Annotated in this window: 14 protein-coding genes; 12 read left to right on the top strand and 2 right to left on the bottom strand. The window is 59.7% G+C overall.

Translation table 11 applies throughout. The features are described 5' to 3' along the window. The coding region (locus ALO80_RS09880) for a primosomal protein N' family DNA-binding protein (protein ID WP_456238982.1) at positions 1–255 on the bottom strand (255 nt) is incomplete at its 3' end. 171 nt (positions 256–426) lie between these two features. Here ALO80_RS09880 and rpmE point away from each other — a divergent pair. From rpmE to ALO80_RS09895, 3 genes are all read left to right on the top strand, one after another. Then, the gene (rpmE, locus tag ALO80_RS09885) at positions 427–648 is read left to right on the top strand and encodes a 50S ribosomal protein L31 (protein ID WP_002551648.1); all 222 of its coding nucleotides are present in this window, start codon (positions 427–429) and stop codon (positions 646–648) included. Between the two features lie 13 nt (positions 649–661). Further along, a complete protein-coding gene (locus ALO80_RS09890; protein ID WP_055008876.1) occupies positions 662–1,465 on the top strand; it encodes a thermonuclease family protein in 804 nt (267 codons plus the stop codon). A 182-nt stretch (positions 1,466–1,647) separates the two neighbouring features. Then, complete coding sequence (locus tag ALO80_RS09895; RefSeq protein WP_055008877.1) at positions 1,648–2,916, top strand: malic enzyme-like NAD(P)-binding protein; 1,269 nt, start codon at positions 1,648–1,650, stop codon at positions 2,914–2,916. A gap of 115 nt (positions 2,917–3,031) precedes the next feature. Here the strand turns inward: ALO80_RS09895 and ALO80_RS09900 are convergent, their stop codons facing one another. Continuing rightward, positions 3,032–5,470, bottom strand: a complete 2,439-nt coding sequence (locus ALO80_RS09900) for a penicillin-binding protein 1A (protein ID WP_375232988.1) — start codon at positions 5,468–5,470, stop codon at positions 3,032–3,034. Between the two features lie 209 nt (positions 5,471–5,679). Between ALO80_RS09900 and ALO80_RS09905 the strand changes: the two genes are divergently transcribed. From ALO80_RS09905 to gltB, 9 genes are all read left to right on the top strand, one after another. After that, a complete protein-coding gene (locus ALO80_RS09905; RefSeq protein WP_002551652.1) occupies positions 5,680–6,744 on the top strand; it encodes a pilus assembly protein PilM in 1,065 nt (354 codons plus the stop codon). Continuing rightward, a complete protein-coding gene (locus tag ALO80_RS09910; RefSeq protein WP_054987980.1) occupies positions 6,744–7,325 on the top strand; it encodes a PilN domain-containing protein in 582 nt (193 codons plus the stop codon). The genes ALO80_RS09905 and ALO80_RS09910 overlap by 1 nt, the downstream gene beginning before the upstream one ends. Beyond that, entirely contained in the window at positions 7,322–7,945 is a 624-nt protein-coding gene (gene pilO / locus ALO80_RS09915; RefSeq protein ID WP_055008879.1) for a type 4a pilus biogenesis protein PilO, read from the top strand. Before ALO80_RS09910 ends, pilO begins: the two co-directional genes overlap by 4 nt. Beyond that, complete coding sequence (pilP, locus tag ALO80_RS09920; protein WP_054987982.1) at positions 7,942–8,469, top strand: type 4a pilus biogenesis lipoprotein PilP; 528 nt, start codon at positions 7,942–7,944, stop codon at positions 8,467–8,469. Before pilO ends, pilP begins: the two co-directional genes overlap by 4 nt. Positions 8,470–8,516: 47 nt before the next feature. Continuing rightward, positions 8,517–10,622, top strand: coding sequence for a type IV pilus secretin PilQ (gene pilQ / locus ALO80_RS09925; RefSeq protein WP_055008880.1), 2,106 nt, complete (start codon positions 8,517–8,519; stop codon positions 10,620–10,622). Between the two features lie 4 nt (positions 10,623–10,626). Next, the gene (gene aroK / locus ALO80_RS09930; RefSeq protein WP_054987984.1) at positions 10,627–11,145 is read left to right on the top strand and encodes a shikimate kinase AroK; all 519 of its coding nucleotides are present in this window, start codon (positions 10,627–10,629) and stop codon (positions 11,143–11,145) included. 115 nt (positions 11,146–11,260) lie between these two features. Continuing rightward, the gene (gene aroB / locus ALO80_RS09935; RefSeq protein ID WP_055008881.1) at positions 11,261–12,364 is read left to right on the top strand and encodes a 3-dehydroquinate synthase; all 1,104 of its coding nucleotides are present in this window, start codon (positions 11,261–11,263) and stop codon (positions 12,362–12,364) included. A gap of 10 nt (positions 12,365–12,374) precedes the next feature. After that, positions 12,375–14,000 carry an SPOR domain-containing protein gene (locus ALO80_RS09940; protein ID WP_055008882.1) on the top strand — a complete coding sequence of 542 codons (1,626 nt, stop codon included), beginning with the start codon at positions 12,375–12,377 and terminating at the stop codon, positions 13,998–14,000. Positions 14,001–14,358: 358 nt separating this feature from the next. Then, entirely contained in the window at positions 14,359–18,804 is a 4,446-nt protein-coding gene (gltB, locus tag ALO80_RS09945; protein WP_055008883.1) for a glutamate synthase large subunit, read from the top strand. The last annotated feature ends 28 nt before the right edge of the window (positions 18,805–18,832 follow it).

Below are 18,832 nucleotides of genomic sequence, written 5' to 3' on the forward strand. Positions count from 1 at the left end.
GCACAGCCTGAACAACGCAGGTGGCAACGGCGCTTCGCTGTCGAGCAGAGCGATAGCCGGTTTGAGCTTGTCGGCAGGCACTTCGCTGTGATCGACCACCTCCACCAGGATTCCGATCATCTCCCGTCGACCGAAAGGCACCCGCAGGCGCATGCCCGGCTGCAACGCACTGCGCGACACACCTGCAGGCGCGCGATAGTCGAACAGGCGGCGAAGCGGCGAGGGCAGGGCAAGGCGCAGGATGGCGTCGGGCACGCGGTGTTTCCCTGTGATGGTGAGAATGATGACGGAGGCGCGATCTTAGCAGACGACCGGTGTGAAGGTTTGCTTGCGTCGTTGCAATTGTCTGGTACTATCCGCAGCCTATTTCCGTGCGGTATTCAACAATAGTGTTGGATGGCGGCGCGTTAGACCGAGGAAGTACCGATGAAAGCTGATATCCATCCAGTTTACGAAGCCATTGACGCTACCTGCAGCTGCGGCAATGTCATCAAGACCCGTTCCACCCTGGCCGCTCCGCTGAGCCTGGACGTGTGCAACGAGTGCCACCCGTTCTACACCGGCAAGCAGAAGACGCTTGACGTTGGCGGCCGTGTCGACAAGTTCAAATCCCGTTTCGGTGCGTTCGGCGCTACCAAAGCGAAGTAAGACTGGCTGCCCCATGGGCATTTCCAGGCTGCTTGAAAAGGCGCTCCTTGTGGGCGTCTTTTTTATGCCTGCGATTTGGGTATCCGGCGTACAGGCCTTCTGCCCGTCGCCTGTTTCTTTGCCGGTTGCACAGGTGCAGCGTGTGGTCGATGGCGACACACTTAAGCTGGCTGATGGCCGCAGTGTGCGGATGATCGGGCTTAACACGCCTGAAACCGGCAAGAAAGGCCAGTCTGCCGAGCCGTTTGCCGAGGCTGCCAAAAGACGCCTGCAGGCGCTGGTTGATGAAAGCGGCGGTCAGGTCAGCCTGCGTGTCGGTCAGCAGAGCAAGGATCACTACGGGCGCACGCTGGCCAACGTCTATGGCGGCAAAGGCACCAACTTCGAAGCGCAGTTGCTAAGCGAGGGGCTGGGTTATCTGGTGGCCGTTGCGCCCAATGTTGCTCTGGTCGATTGCCAGCAAGGTGCCGAGCGTCAGGCACGCCAGGCACGGCTGGGGGTGTGGCGCGATTCACCGGTGCAGCCTTCCGCCAGCCTGAGCAAAAGCGGCTTTGCGATTGTGTCCGGTCAGGTCAGGAGCGTGCAGCGCAATCGCGGCGGTATCTGGATCGAGCTGCAAGGCTCGCTGGTCCTGCGTGTCGCGCCTGACCGGTTGTCCGCCTTCGACACGGCGATGCTGGAGCGTCTCCAGGGGCGGCAGGTTGAAGCGCGCGGCTGGGTGGTCGATCGTTCCCGGCGTGGTGGTCTGAAATCAGGCCAGTCACGCTGGCTGCTGCCCTTGACTCATCCCGCGATGCTCAGCGCGTCAGGCCGCTGAAAACTGCCTTCCGGCCAGTTGTCTGACGGTGAGTGACTGCATGTTCACGTTTCAGGCATCTAAGCGTAAAGTCTAATCCTGTGCCTATTGACAGCAGTGACTGGTCAGTCTTGTTAGGACTATGCATCTTGCGTATCCTCGGCGGTCCGTCTGTCCCACAGTAAAAAAGCGGAATCCAATACATGTCAGATTTGAAAACTGCCGCGCTCGAATACCATGCCAATCCTCGTCCGGGGAAGCTGAGCGTCGAACTCACCAAGCCGACCGCAACCGCTCGTGACCTGGCTCTGGCCTACAGCCCCGGTGTTGCTGAACCCGTGCGTGAAATTGCCCGTGACCCCGAGCTGGCCTACACGTACACCGGCAAAGGCAACCTGGTAGCAGTTATTTCCGATGGCACCGCGATTCTCGGCCTCGGCGATCTGGGTCCGTTGGCTTCCAAGCCGGTCATGGAAGGTAAAGGGGTTCTGTTCAAGCGCTTCGCCGGTATCGACGTTTTCGATATCGAAGTCGATTCCGAAAGCCCGCAGGCGTTCATCGACACCGTAAAACGCATCTCCATCACGTTCGGCGGCATCAACCTGGAAGACATCAAGGCACCCGAGTGCTTTGAAATCGAGAAGGCGCTGATCGAACAGTGCGATATCCCGGTATTCCACGACGACCAGCACGGCACCGCCATCGTGACCGCAGCCGGTATGATCAACGCGCTGGAAATCGTCGGCAAAACCCTCGATTCCGCGAAGATCGTCTGCCTGGGCGCTGGCGCTGCAGCGATCTCCTGCATGAAGCTGCTGGTGAGCATGGGCGCGAAGATCGAAAACATCTTCATGGTCGACCGGACTGGCGTCATTCACTCCGGCCGTACTGACCTCAACCAGTACAAGGCTGTATTTGCGCACGCTACAGAGAAGCGCTCGCTGACCGATGCGCTGGAAGGTGCTGACGTATTCGTGGGCCTGTCAGGTCCTAACCTGCTGAGCGCTGAAAACCTCAAGCTGATGGCCAAGGACCCGATCGTGTTTGCCTGCTCGAACCCTGATCCGGAAATCTCCCCGGAACTGGCTCACGCCACGCGCAGCGATGTGATCATGGCCACCGGCCGTTCGGACTACCCGAACCAGGTCAACAACGTTCTGGGCTTCCCGTTCATCTTCCGCGGTGCGCTGGACGTTCGCGCCAAGCGCATCAACGAGGAAATGAAAATCGCCGCGGCCAACGCCCTGCGCGAACTGGCCAAGCTGCCTGTGCCACAGGAAGTCAGCGATGCCTACGGCGGTATCAAGCTGGAATTCGGGCGTGAGTACATCATCCCTAAACCAATGGACACCCGCCTGCTGGGCCTGATCGCCGACGCGGTAGCCAAGGCCGCCATCGAAAGCGGCGTTGCTACCCTGCCGTATCCGAAGCACTACCCGCTGACCAGCGTGGATGACGTGTTCAAGGGCTGATCCTTGATGCAATAAAAAACCCCTGCAGCGATGCAGGGGTTTTTTTATGTCTGGTTGAGATTATCGTTCCTCACGGGCCATGTGACGCTCAGCGTCACATGGCTGCGCAGTGCTATCAGAACAAGTCGATTGGCGCTGACTCGTCTGCTGGCAGCGGGCTGCCTGGTGCGCTGCCGCCCAGTTCGTTGACGCTTGGCGGTGTGTCTTCGCTCTTGAACAGCTCGAAGAATGCATTGGGCGTGCTCGGGGTGGCCGCACGACCGCTCAGAGGGTCGACGCGCAGGCTGAGAATGCCTGGCGGTTCTGCCTGCTGATGAGGTGGCTTGTCTTTCAGTGCAGCGCTCATGTAATCCATCCAGATCGGCAGCGACACTGTACCGCCAAATTCATGACGGCCAAGGCTTTCAGGCTGATCAAAACCGCTCCAGACCGTTGTCACGTAGTCCGCGTTATAGCCGGAGAACCACGCATCCTTGGAGTCGTTGGTCGTACCGGTCTTGCCGGCAATATCCGGCCTGTTCATGGCCAGTGCGCGGCGTCCGGTGCCGCGCTTGATCACATCCTGCAGCATGCTGTTCAGAATGTAGGTCGTGCGGCCATCGACAATGCGCTCTGCAACGGCTGGCGCTTGCGGCTGGGCCGGTGTTCCCGGTGGGCCTGCGACCACGCTCGGGCTGTCGTGCACGGCAAAGGTCGACGTATTGGGTGCCGTGTTAACGTCGTTGGCCGGAACGCTTGGCGGGTTGGCGACAAACAGGGTCTGGCCGTCACGGTTCTCGATGGTCTGGATCAGATAGGGACTGACCTTGTAGCCGCCATTGGCAAAGGTCGCCCAGCCGGTGGCAATCTCCATCGGGGTCAGCGTTGCCGTGCCCAGAGCCAGCGACAGATTGCGCGGCAGGTCTTGTTTGGAGAAGCCGAAGCGGGTGATGTAGTCGATGGTGGTGTCGATGCCGAGTGCCTGCAGCAGGCGGATCGACACCAGGTTGCGTGACTTGTACAGCGCTTCGCGCAGGCGGATCGGCCCCAGGAAGGTATTGGTGTCATTTTTCGGACGCCATACCTTGTCCAGATACTCGTCGACGAACACGATAGGTGCATCGTTTACCAGGCTGGAAGCGGTGTAGCCGTTATCAAGAGCAGCGCTATAGATGAATGGCTTGAAGCTGGAACCCGGTTGACGTTTCGCCTGCATTGCCCGGTTGTAGTTGCTTTGCTCGAAAGCGAAGCCGCCGACCAGCGCGCGAATGGCACCATTTTGCGGGTCAAGCGAAACCAGTGCACTCTGCGCGACGGGAATTTGACTGAATTTCAGCGAGCCGTCGTCCTGGCGCAACAGGCGAACCAGGTCGCCGACATGTGCGACATCACCGGGCTGCTTCGGATTGGCACCCAGGCTGTTGGTATTCAGATAAGGCCGCGCCCATTTCATGGTGGCCCAGTCGACGGTTTCTTCCTTCTCGCCATTGCGGGTCAGAACGCGCAAACCGGTCTTGTCGACCTGAGTCACGATGCCGGGCTCAAGGCCGTTGATCATGCGCTGCCGGGTCAGCTCTTGTGCCCAGTTGGCGCGAGTCATGCCCGGGAAGCGGCTTTCCGGACCACGATAGCCGTGGCGCTGGTCGTAATCAATCAGGCCCTGCTGGATGGACTTGTTGGCGTGCTCCTGGAGGTCGCTCGGCACTGTGGTCGTGACGCGGAAGCCTTCTGTGTAGGCCTCGCTGCCATAACGGCCGACCATTTCCGCACGTGCCATTTCAGCAATGTACGGCGCGTTCACTTCCGGCGTCGGTACGTGATAACTGGCATTAAGCGGTTCGTTCAAGGCGGCCTGGTAAGCGCTCTGGTCGATCTTGCCCAGGCGGTACATGCGGCCGAGGATCCAGTCGCGGCGCTCCTTGGCACGGGTCGGGTTGGCCAGCGGGTTGAAGCGGGACGGTGCCTTTGGCAGGCCGGCAATCATGGCCATTTGCGCAAGGCTTACATCGCGAATCGATTTGCCATAGTAGACTTGCGCCGCCGCTTCGATTCCGTAGGCGCGGTTACCCAGATAAATCTTGTTTACATACAGCTCGAGAATCTCGTCCTTGGTAAGTTGGCGCTCGATTTGCAAGGCCAGAAGAATCTCGGTGGTTTTGCGCGAAAAGCTTCTTTCGCTGGTCAGGAAAAAGTTTTTCGCGACCTGCATGGTGATGGTACTGCCGCCTGACTGAATATGGCCGCTCTTTACCAGTTGCGTAGCGGCGCGCATCAGGCTGCTCGGATCGACGCCATAGTGGTTGGCGAAGTTGTCGTCCTCGGCCGATAGCAGGGCGTTGATGAAATTGGGCGGGATTTCCGCGAAGCGAATCGGTGTCCGGCGCATTTCGCCGAACTCGGCGATCAGCTTGCCGTCGCTGCTGAATACGCGAAGGGGGATTTGCAGTTGAATGCTTCGCAGCGCTTCAACCGATGGCAGGGTCGGGCTCAGGTAAAGAAACGCGCCGCTCAGGCCAAGCAACAGCGAGCAGAATACCGCGACGAGGGACCACCAGAAAAACTTCAGCAGGCGTATCAAGGCTTTTGGATTTCCAGAAAAAATAATGGGTTAAGCGCAGGCATTTACAAATGAACACGCCTTGAAGCTTTGTTAAACGAAAAAAACGCTGGGCATTATAAGCATTTTTCGTCCCCAAGCGTGATTTGCGCTACTGTCAAGGCTGTCGACAGTGACGTTGACCCGAAATAACTCCGTAAGTGACGGAAACTCATAGGAATCAGGTTGTGTTCGAACTCTTCAGTAAGAAGGCCAACACCCTTCTAGGGATCGATATTAGCTCCACCTCGGTAAAACTCCTGGAATTGAGTCGTTCCGGCACCCGTTACAAGGTCGAGTCTTACGCAGTCGAGCCATTGCCGGCCAACGCCGTCGTCGAAAAGAATATTGCCGAACTCGAAGGGGTTGGCCAGGCGCTGTCTCGCGTGCTGGCCAAGGCCAAGACCAGCGTCAAGATTGTGGCGGTCGCCGTAGCCGGTTCTGCCGTGATCACCAAGACAATCGAGATGGATGCCGGTCTTTCCGACGACGACATGGAAAACCAGCTCAAGCTTGAAGCTGACCAGTACATCCCTTACCCGCTCGAAGAGGTCGCCATCGATTTCGAGGTGCAGGGCTATTCGGTGCGCAATCCCGAACGCGTCGAAGTGTTGCTGGCTGCCTGCCGCAAGGAGAACGTCGAGGTGCGTGAGGCGGCACTGGCGCTGGCCGGGCTGACCGCGCGGGTGGTGGATGTCGAGGCCTATGCCCTTGAGCGTTCGTTCGGTTTGCTGGCTGCGCAGCTGGGCAACGGTCACGACGAGCTTACCGTTGCCGTGGTCGATATCGGTGCCACCATGACCACCCTGAGCGTGCTGCACCATGGCCGGATCATTTATACCCGCGAGCAGTTGTTCGGTGGTCGCCAACTGACGGATGAAATCCAGCGCCGCTACGGGCTTTCCATGGAAGAAGCCGGACTCGCCAAGAAGCAGGGCGGGCTGCCCGACGATTATGTGAGCGAAGTCCTGGACCCGTTCAAGGACGCGCTGGTGCAGCAGGTTTCCCGCTCCCTGCAGTTCTTCTTTGCGGCCGGTCAATACAACTCTGTGGATCACATCATGCTGGCAGGCGGCACGGCTTCGATTTCAGGGCTGGAACACTTGATTCAGCGACGTATCGGCACCCCGACCATGGTTGCCAACCCGTTTGCCGACATGGCCTTGAGCTCCAAGGTCAATGCCGGGGCCCTGGCCAGTGACGCACCCGCCTTGATGATCGCGTGCGGTCTGGCGTTGAGGAGCTTCGACTGATGGCGCGGATCAACTTATTACCGTGGCGCGAAGAACTTCGTGAAGAACGTAAAAAGCGTTTCCTGACCGCGCTGGTCGGCGTACTGGTGGTGTCTGTCGGGATTCTGTTTCTGATCGATCGCTATGTCAGCAACGCGATAGAGCATCAGATGGCGCGTAATGCGTTTCTGCAAACGCAGATCGCCCAGCTGGATATCCGCATCAAGGAGATCAGCGACCTGAAGGCGCGTCGCAAGCAGCTGCTCGAGCGGATGAAAATCATCCAGGACCTGCAAGGCAACCGCCCGATCACGGGGCGCGTATTCGATCAACTGGCGCGCACCTTGCCAGATGGCGTCTATTACTCGCAGGTCAAAATGACCGACAAGCTGATTGCCATCAACGGTGCTGCCGAATCGAACAACCGGGTTTCCGACCTGATGCGCAACCTCGAAGCGTCTGACTGGCTGGAGGCACCGAGCCTGACCGAGGTGAAGGCCACGACTGCCGGTGCCGTGGATCAGGCCAACGTCTTTCAACTGACGGTGCGACAGACCCAGCCACCGGTTGCCGCAGCTGCGCCCGCAGGAGCCAAGCCATGAATATGTCCGAATGGCTGGAAGGGCTTCGCAAGGTTGACCTGAGCGAGCTTGACCTGAACAACCTCGGTTCCTGGCCTGCAGCGGTCAAGGTCATTGCCGGTGTGCTGGTCGCGGTGCTGATTTTCGCGCTGGGCTACTTCTTCTTTATTCAGGATCTGGAAACCCAGCTGGAAACGGCCCAAAGCAGTGAGGTGACGCTCAAGGAGCAGTTTTCCAACAAGGCTTTTCAGGCGGCCAACCTGGAGCCTTACAAGAAACAGATGGAAGAAATGGAAAACACCTTCGGTGCCCTGCTGCGGCAATTGCCCAGCGATACCGAGGTGCCTGGCCTGCTCGAGGACATCACCCGCACTGGTCTGGGCAGCGGGCTTGAGTTCGAGGAAATCAAGCTGTTGCCCGAGGCGGTCCAGCAGTTCTATATCGAGCTGCCGATACAGATCACCGTGGTCGGTGGCTACCACGACCTGGCAACCTTCGTCAGCGGCGTTGCCAGCCTGCCGCGCATCGTCACGCTGCATGATTTCGAGATCAAGCCGGTCGATCCGAAGGTGCCGACCAAGTTGCGCATGAGCATTCTGGCCAAGACCTACCGCTACAACGATGAAGGGTTGAAGAAATGAGGGCGGCGCGATTGCTGTGCGTCAGTGTGGTTCTGACAGGGCTGGCCGGGTGCGGTAATGACAATGATTTTGCCGATCTGACTGCGTTCATGGATCAGGCCCGAGCGCGCCCGAGCGGTACTATCGAGGCCCTGCCAAAGTTTCGGCCGTATGAGGCCTTCACGTATAACGCGTCCACGCTGCGCAGTCCGTTTCAGCCGCCGGTCAAGATCGATCTTCTCAACCGCCAGAGGGGCTCGCGGCTGGTGGCACCGGACGAACACCGGGTCAGGCAGTTTCTTGAAGGGTTCAATATCGAGTCGTTCGAGATGGTCGGCACGATCGGCAACGAGTCAGGGACATTTGCCCTGTTGCGCGGGGCGGGAGGCGTTCATCGCGTCAAGGTCGGGGATTACCTGGGTCGTAACAACGGCCGGGTAGTGTCAATCGGTGATGCGCAGGTGGACGTCATTGAAATTGTTCCTGATGGAGAGGGGGCATGGCTGGAAAGGCCGCGCACTATCGCCCTCAAAGAACGCTCATGAAGTGGGCAAGGCCAAGTATGCACAGTAGCGCTCAACGGAAATTGATCATGATCCGGATTTTCTCGATTATCGGCGCGTCGTTATGCATCGCGATGCTGTCGCCGGTTCTCCAGGCTGCCAACCTCAAGACGCTGGATGTCGCCGCCCTGCCGGGTGATCGCATCGAACTCAAGCTGGCATTCGACGCGCCGGTGCCTGCGCCGCGCGGCTATACCACGGCGCAACCGGCGCGTATCGCGCTGGACCTGCCGGGTGTGACCAGCCAGCTGGCGACCAAAAGCCGTGACCTGGGCACCGGTAATGCACGCAGCGTGGTCGTGGTGCAGGCCCAGGACCGCACGCGGGTGATCATCAACCTGACCACGCTCTCGCCTTACAGCTCCCGTGTCGACGGCAACAACCTGTACGTGGTGATCGGCCAGGGTGCCGCCGCTGCGCAGGCTTCCCAGCCAACCACCGCGATGGGCGCGCAGCGCGTAGCGGTGCCGCCACCGACGCCGGCATCCGCCAGACCGTTTATTCCTGCAGGTGCCAGGGCCATCAGAAATGTCGACTTCCAGCGCGGCGAGCTGGGTGAAGGCAATGTGGTCATAGACCTGAGCAATCCCAGCATCGCTCCGGATATTCAGGAGCAGGGCGGCAAGATTCGCGTGGACTTCGCCAAAACCCAACTGCCCGAGCCGCTGCGCGTCCGTCTGGATGTCAAGGACTTCGCCACGCCGGTGCAGTTTGTCAGTGCCTCGGCTTCGGGCGACAAGGCCAGTATTCTGATCGAACCTTCGGGTGCCTTCGATTACTCAGCGTTTCAGACCGAAAACAAGCTGACCATCAGTGTGCGTCCGTTGACCAACGAAGACCTGGACCGCCGCGCCGCCGACAAGCCGGTGTACACCGGTGAAAAGCTGTCGCTGAACTTCCAGGACATCGACGTGCGTTCGGTACTGCAGTTGATTGCCGACTTCACTAACCTCAATCTGGTTGCCAGCGACACTGTTCAGGGCGGCATCACCCTGCGTCTGCAGAATGTGCCGTGGGATCAGGCACTGGACCTGGTGCTGAAAACCAAAGGGCTGGACAAGCGCAAGGTCGGCAGCGTTCTGCTGGTCGCGCCTGCCGATGAAATTGCCGCCCGTGAGCGTCAGGAGCTTGAGTCGCTCAAGCAGATCGCCGAGCTGGCACCCCTGCGTCGTGAGCTGCTGCAGGTCAATTACGCGAAGGCTGCCGACATTGCCAAGCTTTTCCAGTCGGTGACCAGTGCCGAGTCCAAGACCGACGAACGCGGCTCGATCACGGTAGACGACCGCACCAACAACATCATTGCCTATCAGACCCAAGAGCGGCTCGACGAACTGCGCCGTATCGTGTCGCAACTGGACATTCCTGTGCGCCAGGTGATGATCGAGGCGCGTATCGTCGAGGCCAATGTCGATTACAACAAGCAGCTGGGTGTTCGCTGGGGCGGCTCGACCAACACCAGCGGCAATAGAAAGTGGACAACCTACGGTCTGGACAATAACGGCGATGAGGCAGGCAACACCGGCAGCAACGTGACGTCCAACGTGCCGTTCGTCGACCTCGGCGCCTCTGGTGCGACCTCCGGGATTGGTCTTGGCTTCGTGACCAACAACACGTTGCTGGACCTGGAACTGAGCGCTATGGAGAAAACCGGCAACGGTGAAATCGTCTCGCAGCCCAAGGTCGTTACCTCCGACAAGGAGACCGCCAAGATCCTCAAGGGCACGGAGATTCCGTATCAGGAATCCAGCTCCAGTGGCGCAACGACGGTGAGCTTCAAGGAGGCTTCACTGTCGCTTGAAGTCACACCGCAGATCACTCCCGATAATCGCATCATCATGGAAGTGAAGGTCACCAAGGACGAGCCGGACTACCTGAATGCGGTGCTGGGTGTGCCGCCCATCAAGAAAAACGAGGTCAACGCCAAGGTGCTGATTTCCGATGGCGAAACCATCGTCATCGGTGGTGTGTTCTCGAATACGCAAAGTAAAGTTGTCGATAAAGTGCCATTTCTTGGCGATGTACCGTATCTTGGCCGGCTTTTCAGGCGTGATGTGGTATCCGAGTCCAAATCCGAGCTGTTGGTATTTCTGACTCCGCGTATCATGAACAACCAGGCGATTTCTGTGAGTCGTTGATTTTGTGCGAAATTTAATACTTGTGGGGCCGATGGGTGCTGGCAAGAGCACCATCGGCCGCTTGCTTGCCAAAGAGTTGCGACTGCCGTTCAAGGATTCCGACAAGGAAATCGAGCTGCGTACGGGCGCCAATATCCCCTGGATCTTCGACAAGGAAGGCGAGCCGGGCTTTCGTGATCGCGAGCAGGCCATGATTGCCGAACTGTGCGACGCCGATGGCGTGGTTCTGGCGACCGGTGGCGGTGCGGTCATGCGCAGCGAAAATCGTCAGGCGCTGCGCTCGGGAGGCCGAGTCGTGTATTTGCACGCCTCGATCGAGCAACAGGTCGGACGCACCGCACGTGATCGCAATCGCCCGCTGTTGCGTACCGCCGATCCGGCCCGTGTCTTGAGTGAGTTGCTGGCGATCCGTGACCCGCTGTACCGGGAAATAGCCGACGTGGTGATTGAAACCGATGAGCGGCCACCCCGAATGGTGGTTCTCGAGATACTGGCGCGACTGGCAGAGCTTCCCCCCCGTTAAAGCGCAGGCGAAAATGCGCTATTCTCGTCGACCAGCAAAACAGCGACGGCGCATGGCCTTGGGTCATGATCTGCCGAAGCACAAACCGTCCAATCGGTAATCAATGTGGGGATACATGCAGACACTTAAGGTCGAGCTTGGTGAGCGTAGCTACCCGATCCATATTGGCGAAGGCCTGCTGGATCAGCCTGGGCTCCTGACCCCGCATATCGTCGGGCGTCAGGTGGCCATCGTCTCCAACACGACAGTGGCACCGCTGTATCTGGAGCGTCTGACCCGGACCCTGGCCGGCTACAACGTTCTGCCGATCGTTCTGCCCGATGGCGAGGCATTCAAGAACTGGGAAACCCTGCAAACCGTTTTCGATGGCCTGCTGACCGCTCGTCACGATCGTCGCACCACAGTCATTGCGCTGGGCGGTGGTGTGATCGGCGATATGGCCGGGTTCGCTGCCGCATGCTATCAACGCGGTGTGAATTTCATCCAGATCCCGACCACGCTGCTGTCCCAGGTGGACTCGTCGGTCGGCGGCAAGACCGGCATCAATCATCCGCTGGGCAAGAACATGGTGGGTGCTTTCTATCAGCCGAGCGTCGTGCTGATCGATACCACTTCGCTCAATACCCTGCCCGAGCGTGAACTGTCCGCCGGGCTGGCAGAGGTCATCAAGTACGGTCTGATCTGCGACGAACCGTTCCTGACCTGGCTCGAAGAACACGTCGACGCGCTGCGCGGTCTGGATCAGGCTGCGCTGACCGTGGCCATCGAGCGCTCCTGTGCGGCCAAGGCGCTGGTCGTCGGGGCCGACGAGCGTGAGTCCGGTGTTCGTGCGACATTGAACCTGGGTCACACATTCGGTCACGCCATCGAGACGCATATGGGCTATGGTGTCTGGCTGCATGGCGAGGCGGTAGCTGTCGGTACGGTCATGGCGCTGGAAATGTCCTCGCGTCTGGGCTGGATCAGCACGCAGGAGCGGGATCGCGGTATTCGCCTGTTTCAGCGCGCCGGGCTGCCGGTCGTGCCACCGCAGGACATGACGGAAGACAATTTCCTCGAACACATGGCGATCGACAAGAAAGTCATCGACGGTCGCCTGCGTCTGGTGCTGTTGCGCCGGCTGGGTGAAGCGGTTATCACGGACGATTATCCAAAAGAAGTATTACAGGCCACCCTGGTTGCGGACTATCGCGCCCTGGTGGATCAGCTTAGAGGTTAACGGAAAACCCATGACTAGTTTGCATGCCGACGAGGCCTTCCTCGGCCATTACCAGTTGAGTCATGACCCCTTTGCGGCGCGGGTACCTGGCTTCAAATTCTTCCCTGCCCAGCGCAAGCCTGTGCTGGGTCAGCTTCATCATCTGGCGCGCTACAGCCAGCTGTTGCTAGCAGTTACCGGGCCACAGGGCAGCGGCAAGACCCTGCTGCGCCAGGCGCTGGTGGCCAGCACCAACAAACAGTCGGTGCAAAGTGTCGTGATTTCTGCGCGCGGTGCAGGCGACGCTGCAGGTGTGCTGCAACAGGTCGCTGAGGCGCTGAGCGTCGCTCAGGCTGAAATGCAATCGATCCTTTCGCAGGTCGTGCAGTTGGGGCTGACGGGCCAGGAAGTCTACCTGCTGGTTGACGATGCGGAACAACTTGGCGATTCGGCGCTCGAAGCGTTGCTGGGTCTTGCTGCGGGAACGCCTGAAGGGCGTCCGCATGTGTTCCTGTTCGGAGAGCCCTCGCTGCTCGATCGTCTCGATCAGATGTGTGCCGACCTGCAGGGCGATGTCGAAGGCGAACGCTTTCACGTCATCGAGCTGCAACCCTACACGGAAGAGGAAACCCGGGAGTATCTGGCTCAGCGTCTGGAGGGTGCAGGGCAAGGAATCGCGTTGTTTACTGCCGACCAGATTACCGATATTCATGAACAGTCCGATGGCTGGCCTGGGGCAATCAACCAGGTAGCCCGCGATTCAATGATCGAGGCGATGATCGCGAGTCGTTCCGCGGTCAAGCGTCCAAGTGTGGGGTTCAACATGCCGAAAAAACACGTATTGGCCTTGGGTGCCGTCGTCATAGTGGCCGTGGCAGCAGCAGTGCTGATCCCGGGTCGCGGTGACAAGACGGGCACGCCAGCCAATGCCCCTGCTTCTGCTCAGGCGCAATTGCCACTGGGCGAGGGCAAGCCAACTGCTCAGCAATCGAACAACGGTAGCCCGGCCATCGAGTTTGCGGGCAACTCCCAGCCCATGCCGTTGCCGATGAATGGCAACTCGCAGCCGGTGATGCGCGGTCCGCTGGCCGAAGCCGCCGGGTCGAGTGATAGCGACGAAGACGCGGTGCCGACAGGTTCGCCTGCCCAGCCGCCGACCGTGACGACCACTGCGCCGCCGGCGGGTGTTCCCGCAGGTCAGGCCGCTGCTCAGACACCGCGCTCGTCGATTCCTGCGCCAACGCCTGCACCCGCGCCAGCCGCAAAACCGGCACCTGCGCCTGCCCAGGTCGCCACCGCGAAGCCTGCTCCGGCTCCGGCTGCCAAACCTGCAGAAAAACCCGCTGCTGCGGCCGCCAAACCGGCAGCCGGCAGTAACTGGTACAGCAGTCAGGCACCGGGCCATTATGTGGTCCAGATTCTGGGCACCAGCTCCGAAGCCACCGCTCAGGCCTACATCGCAGAGCAGGGTGGCGAGTACCGTTATTTCAAGAAAACCCTGCAGGGCAAGCCGTTGTACGTCATCACGTACGGCAACTTTCCTGACCGTGCTGCCGCCCTGGCCGCCATCAAGGTATTGCCAGCCAAGGTCCAGGCTGGTAAACCTTGGCCTCGTACTGTCGCCAGCGTCCAACAAGAGCTCGGCGCCACTCGTTGAAGTCGCAACGGCCCTATCCGGGCCGTCCGCCGACACACCTGACTTAACCCGCCCGGTGCGCCGCCTGATTGGCGCGCGCCTTGCGGCGTCTGCGTTACAAACGCCTTACAGTCTCCCGTCGCGTCAGTCAGATACTTGAAGAAATGCTTTGACTAGCACAGCGACCCGCTTTAAAACTTTCATAATTGCGACATTGATTATCAGCCAGTCGTCGTTAAATTTGTGAGCCCTTGTGTCGCTGTGTACAATGACCTCCGTTTTGCCTGTCCGAAGCTGGCGCACGTTCGGCGTGACGGGTAATTGGTTGAATTAAAAGGAAATTTGCCTCGCATAGAGGCAGCCTGGTGAGAAAGTGTCTATGAAAGCAGGTCTGTACCAACCAGATGAATTCAAGGATAACTGCGGCTTTGGCCTCATCGCTCATATGCAGGGCGAGCCCAGTCATCACCTGTTGCAGACGGCCGTTCAGGCCCTGACCTGCATGACCCACCGTGGCGGTATCAACGCCGACGGCAAGACCGGTGACGGTTGCGGTCTGTTGATTCAGAAGCCTGACGGCTTCCTGCGTGCAATCGCCAAGGATCACTTCGGCGTCGATCTGCCCCGCCAGTACGCTGTAGGCATGGTGTTCCTCAATCAGGACGACGCCAAGGCCGACGCTGCACGCGAAAACATGAATCGCGAAATCCTGGCCGAGGGCCTGGATCTGGTCGGCTGGCGTCAGGTGCCGATCGATACCAGTGTTCTGGGTCGCCTGGCATTGGAGCGCTTGCCGAAAATCGAGCAGGTATACATTGGCGGTGAAGGCCTGAGCGATCAGGAATTTGCCATCAAGCTGTTCAGTGCGCGCCGCCGTTCGTCGGTATCCAATGCAGCGGATACCGATCATTACATCTGCAGCTTTTCGCACAAGACCATTATTTATAAAGGCCTGATGATGCCGGCCGATCTCACGGCCTTCTTCCCGGACCTGAGCGACGAGCGTCTACAGACCGCCATCTGCGTGTTCCACCAGCGCTTTTCGACCAATACCCTGCCGAAATGGCCGCTGGCGCAGCCGTTCCGTTTTCTTGCCCACAACGGCGAGATCAACACCATCACCGGCAACCGCAACTGGGCTCAGGCGCGCCGCACCAAGTTCACCAACGATTTGATGGATCTGGACGAGCTGGGCCCGCTGGTCAACCGCGTGGGCTCCGACTCGTCGAGCATGGACAACATGCTCGAGCTGATGGTGACCGGTGGCATCGACCTGTTCCGTGGCGTGCGCATGATCATTCCGCCTGCGTGGCAGAACGTCGAGACAATGGACCCTGATCTGCGGGCATTCTACGAATACAACTCCATGCACATGGAGCCGTGGGATGGTCCGGCCGGTATCGTGATGACCGAAGGTCGCCATGCCGTCTGCCTGCTCGACCGCAACGGCTTGCGCCCGGCGCGCTGGGTCACCACTAAAAACGGTTACATCACCTTGGCGTCGGAGATCGGCGTATGGGACTACAAGCCTGAAGACGTCATCGCCAAGGGCCGTGTCGGCCCTGGGCAGATCTTTGCCGTGGACACTGAAACCGGCCAGATCCTCGACACCGATGCCATCGATAACCGCCTCAAGTCGCGCCATCCGTACAAGCAATGGCTGCGCAAGAATGCCCTGCGCATTCAGGCCACCATGGAAGACAACGATCATGGTTCGGCTTTTTACGACAGCGAGCAGCTCAAGCAGTACATGAAGATGTACCAGGTCACGTTCGAAGAGCGTGATCAGGTGCTGCGTCCGCTGGGCGAGCAGGGCCAGGAAGCCGTGGGCTCGATGGGCGACGACACGCCAATGGCCGTGCTGTCGCGCCGGGTGCGCTCGCCTTATGATTACTTCCGACAGCAGTTCGCGCAGGTGACCAACCCGCCGATCGACCCGCTGCGCGAAGCCATCGTCATGTCGCTGGAAATCTGCCTAGGTGCCGAGCGCAATATCTTCCAGGAGTCGCCAGAGCACGCGTCACGCGTGATTCTCAGTTCGCCGGTCATTTCACCGGCCAAATGGCGTTCGCTGATGAACCTGGAACGTCCGGGGTTCGAACGCCATATCATTGACCTGAACTACGACGAAAGCCTCGGTCTTGAAGCTGCGGTGCGCAGCGTCGCCGATCAGGCCGAAGAGGCAGTGCGCGCCGGTCGAACCCTGATCGTGCTGAGCGACCGACACATTGCACCGGGCAAACTGCCGGTTCACGCTTCGCTGGCAGTCGGCGCGGTTCACCACCGTCTGACCGAGCAGGGGCTGCGTTGCGACAGCAACATCCTGGTCGAAACGGCGACGGCGCGTGACCCGCACCATTTCGCCGTCTTGATCGGCTTCGGCGCGTCGGCGGTTTATCCGTTCCTGGCCTACGAAGTGCTGGGCGACCTGATCCGTACCGGCGAAGTGCTGGGCGATCTTTACGAAGTCTTCAAGAACTACCGCAAAGGCATTACCAAAGGCCTGCTCAAGATCTTGTCGAAGATGGGTATCTCGACCGTTGCGTCTTACCGCGGCGCGCAGTTGTTCGAAGCCATCGGCTTGTCCGAAGAAGTCTGCGATACCAGTTTCCGCGGTGTACCGAGTCGTCTGAAAGGCGCGCGCTTCGTCGATATCGAAGCCGAGCAGAAGGCCCTGGCTGCCGAAGCCTGGAGCACGCGCAAGCCGATCCAGCAAGGCGGCCTGCTCAAATTCGTGTTTGGTGGCGAATACCACGCTTACAACCCGGACGTGGTCAGCACCCTGCAGGCTGCTGTGCAGCAGGGCGACTACAGCAAGTTCAAGGAATACACCTCGCTGGTGGATCAGCGTCCGGTGTCGATGATTCGCGACCTGCTGCAGGTCAAGACACTTGATCAGCCGTTGAATATCGACGAGATCGAGCCGCTGAGCGAAATCCTCAAGCGCTTCGACTCGGCCGGCATTTCTCTGGGCGCCTTGTCGCCGGAGGCTCATGAAGCGCTGGCCGAGGCGATGAACCGTCTGGGTGCGCGCTCCAACTCTGGTGAAGGCGGCGAAGACCCGGCGCGCTACGGCACTATCCGCAGCTCCAAGATCAAGCAGATCGCTACCGGTCGCTTTGGTGTGACGCCCGAGTACCTGGTTAACGCCGATGTGCTGCAGATCAAGGTTGCGCAGGGTGCCAAGCCGGGCGAGGGCGGGCAACTGCCGGGCGGCAAGGTCAATGGCCTGATTGCCAAGCTGCGCTATGCGGTACCGGGCGTGACGCTGATTTCGCCGCCGCCGCACCATGACATCTATTCCATCGAAGACTTGTCGCAGCTGATTTTTGACCTGAAGCAGGTCAATCCGGCGGCGCTGGTTTCGGTCAAGCTGGTGGCAGAAGCCGGCGTCGGCACCATTGCCGCTGGCGTGGCCAAGGCTTATGCCGACCTGATCACCATTTCCGGTTACGACGGCGGCACCGGCGCATCGCCGCTGACCTCGATCAAGTACGCTGGCGCGCCGTGGGAACTGGGGCTGGCCGAAACTCACCAGACCCTGCGCGGCAACGACCTGCGCGGCAAGGTCCGGGTGCAGACCGACGGTGGCCTGAAAACCGGTCTGGACGTGATCAAGGCAGCCATTCTGGGTGCTGAAAGCTTCGGCTTCGGCACCGCGCCGATGATCGCGCTGGGCTGCAAATACCTGCGTATCTGCCACCTGAACAACTGTGCCACCGGTGTTGCGACCCAGAACGAGAAGCTGCGCAAGGACCACTACATCGGCACCGTCGACATGGTGATCAACTTCTTCACCTACGTGGCTGAGGAAACCCGCGAGTGGCTGGCCAGACTGGGTGTTCGCTCGCTGGAAGAACTGATCGGCCGTACCGACCTGCTGGACATCCTGCCCGGCGAAACCGAGAAGCAGCAGCATCTGGACCTGACACCGCTGCTGGGCAGCGACCATATTCCGGCCGACAAGCCTCAGTTCAGCCTGGTGGATCGCAACCCGCCGTTCGACAAGGGGCTGCTGGCCGAGCAGATGGTGGAGATGGCCAAGCCGGCCATCGAATCCCTCAGCGGCGGTGAGTATGAGCTGGACATCTGTAACTGCGACCGTTCCATCGGTGCACGGATTTCCGGTGAAATCGCTCGCTTGCACGGCAATCAGGGCATGAACAAGGCACCGATCACTTTCCGCTTCAGAGGCACTGCCGGGCAGAGCTTCGGCGTCTGGAACGCCGGTGGCCTGAACATGTACCTGGAAGGCGATGCCAACGACTACGTTGGCAAGGGCATGACCGCTGGCAAGCTGGTGATCGTGCCGCCCAAGGGCAGCCCGTTCAAGACCAACGAAAGCGCCATTATCGGTAACACCTGCCTGTACGGCGCAACCGGCGGCAAGCTGTTTGCGGCGGGCACAGCAGGTGAGCGTTTCGCGGTGCGTAACTCCGGTGCCCATACCGTCGTGGAAGGCACTGGTGACCACTGCTGCGAATACATGACCGGCGGTTTCGTCTGCGTACTGGGCAAGACCGGTTACAACTTCGGTTCCGGCATGACCGGCGGTTTCGCCTACGTGCTCGATCAGGACAACACCTTCGTTGACCTCGTCAACCATGAGCTGGTCGAGATCCAGCGCATCAGCGGCGAATCGATGGAGGCCTACCGCACTCACCTGCAAAGCGTCCTGAATGAATATGTCGCGGAAACCGACAGCGAATGGGGCCGCAATCTTGCGGAAAATCTGGACGATTACCTGCGTCGTTTCTGGTTGGTCAAGCCCAAGGCTGCCAACCTGAAATCGCTGCTCTCCAGTACCCGGGCGAATCCGCAATAAAAGCAGCTGCTCGCGGTCAGCTTCAAGC

The sequence above is a fragment of the Pseudomonas caricapapayae genome (assembly GCF_001400735.1).
In the GTDB taxonomy this organism is placed as follows: Bacteria; Pseudomonadota; Gammaproteobacteria; order Pseudomonadales; family Pseudomonadaceae; genus Aquipseudomonas; species Aquipseudomonas caricapapayae.

Excerpts from the sequence above, each read along its gene's own strand:
- pilP (WP_054987982.1), top strand. The coding sequence starts at position 7,942 with ATGAGGGCGGCGCGATTGCTGTGCGTCAGTGTGGTTCTGACAGGGCTG.
- ALO80_RS09910 (WP_054987980.1), top strand. The coding sequence starts at position 6,744 with ATGGCGCGGATCAACTTATTACCGTGGCGCGAAGAACTTCGTGAAGAA.
- rpmE (WP_002551648.1), top strand. The coding sequence starts at position 427 with ATGAAAGCTGATATCCATCCAGTTTACGAAGCCATTGACGCTACCTGC.
- pilQ (WP_055008880.1), top strand. The coding sequence starts at position 8,517 with ATGATCCGGATTTTCTCGATTATCGGCGCGTCGTTATGCATCGCGATG.
- ALO80_RS09890 (WP_055008876.1), top strand. The coding sequence starts at position 662 with ATGGGCATTTCCAGGCTGCTTGAAAAGGCGCTCCTTGTGGGCGTCTTT.
- ALO80_RS09940 (WP_055008882.1), top strand. The coding sequence starts at position 12,375 with ATGACTAGTTTGCATGCCGACGAGGCCTTCCTCGGCCATTACCAGTTG.
- gltB (WP_055008883.1), top strand. The coding sequence starts at position 14,359 with ATGAAAGCAGGTCTGTACCAACCAGATGAATTCAAGGATAACTGCGGC.
- ALO80_RS09895 (WP_055008877.1), top strand. The coding sequence starts at position 1,648 with ATGTCAGATTTGAAAACTGCCGCGCTCGAATACCATGCCAATCCTCGT.
- aroB (WP_055008881.1), top strand. The coding sequence starts at position 11,261 with ATGCAGACACTTAAGGTCGAGCTTGGTGAGCGTAGCTACCCGATCCAT.
- pilO (WP_055008879.1), top strand. The coding sequence starts at position 7,322 with ATGAATATGTCCGAATGGCTGGAAGGGCTTCGCAAGGTTGACCTGAGC.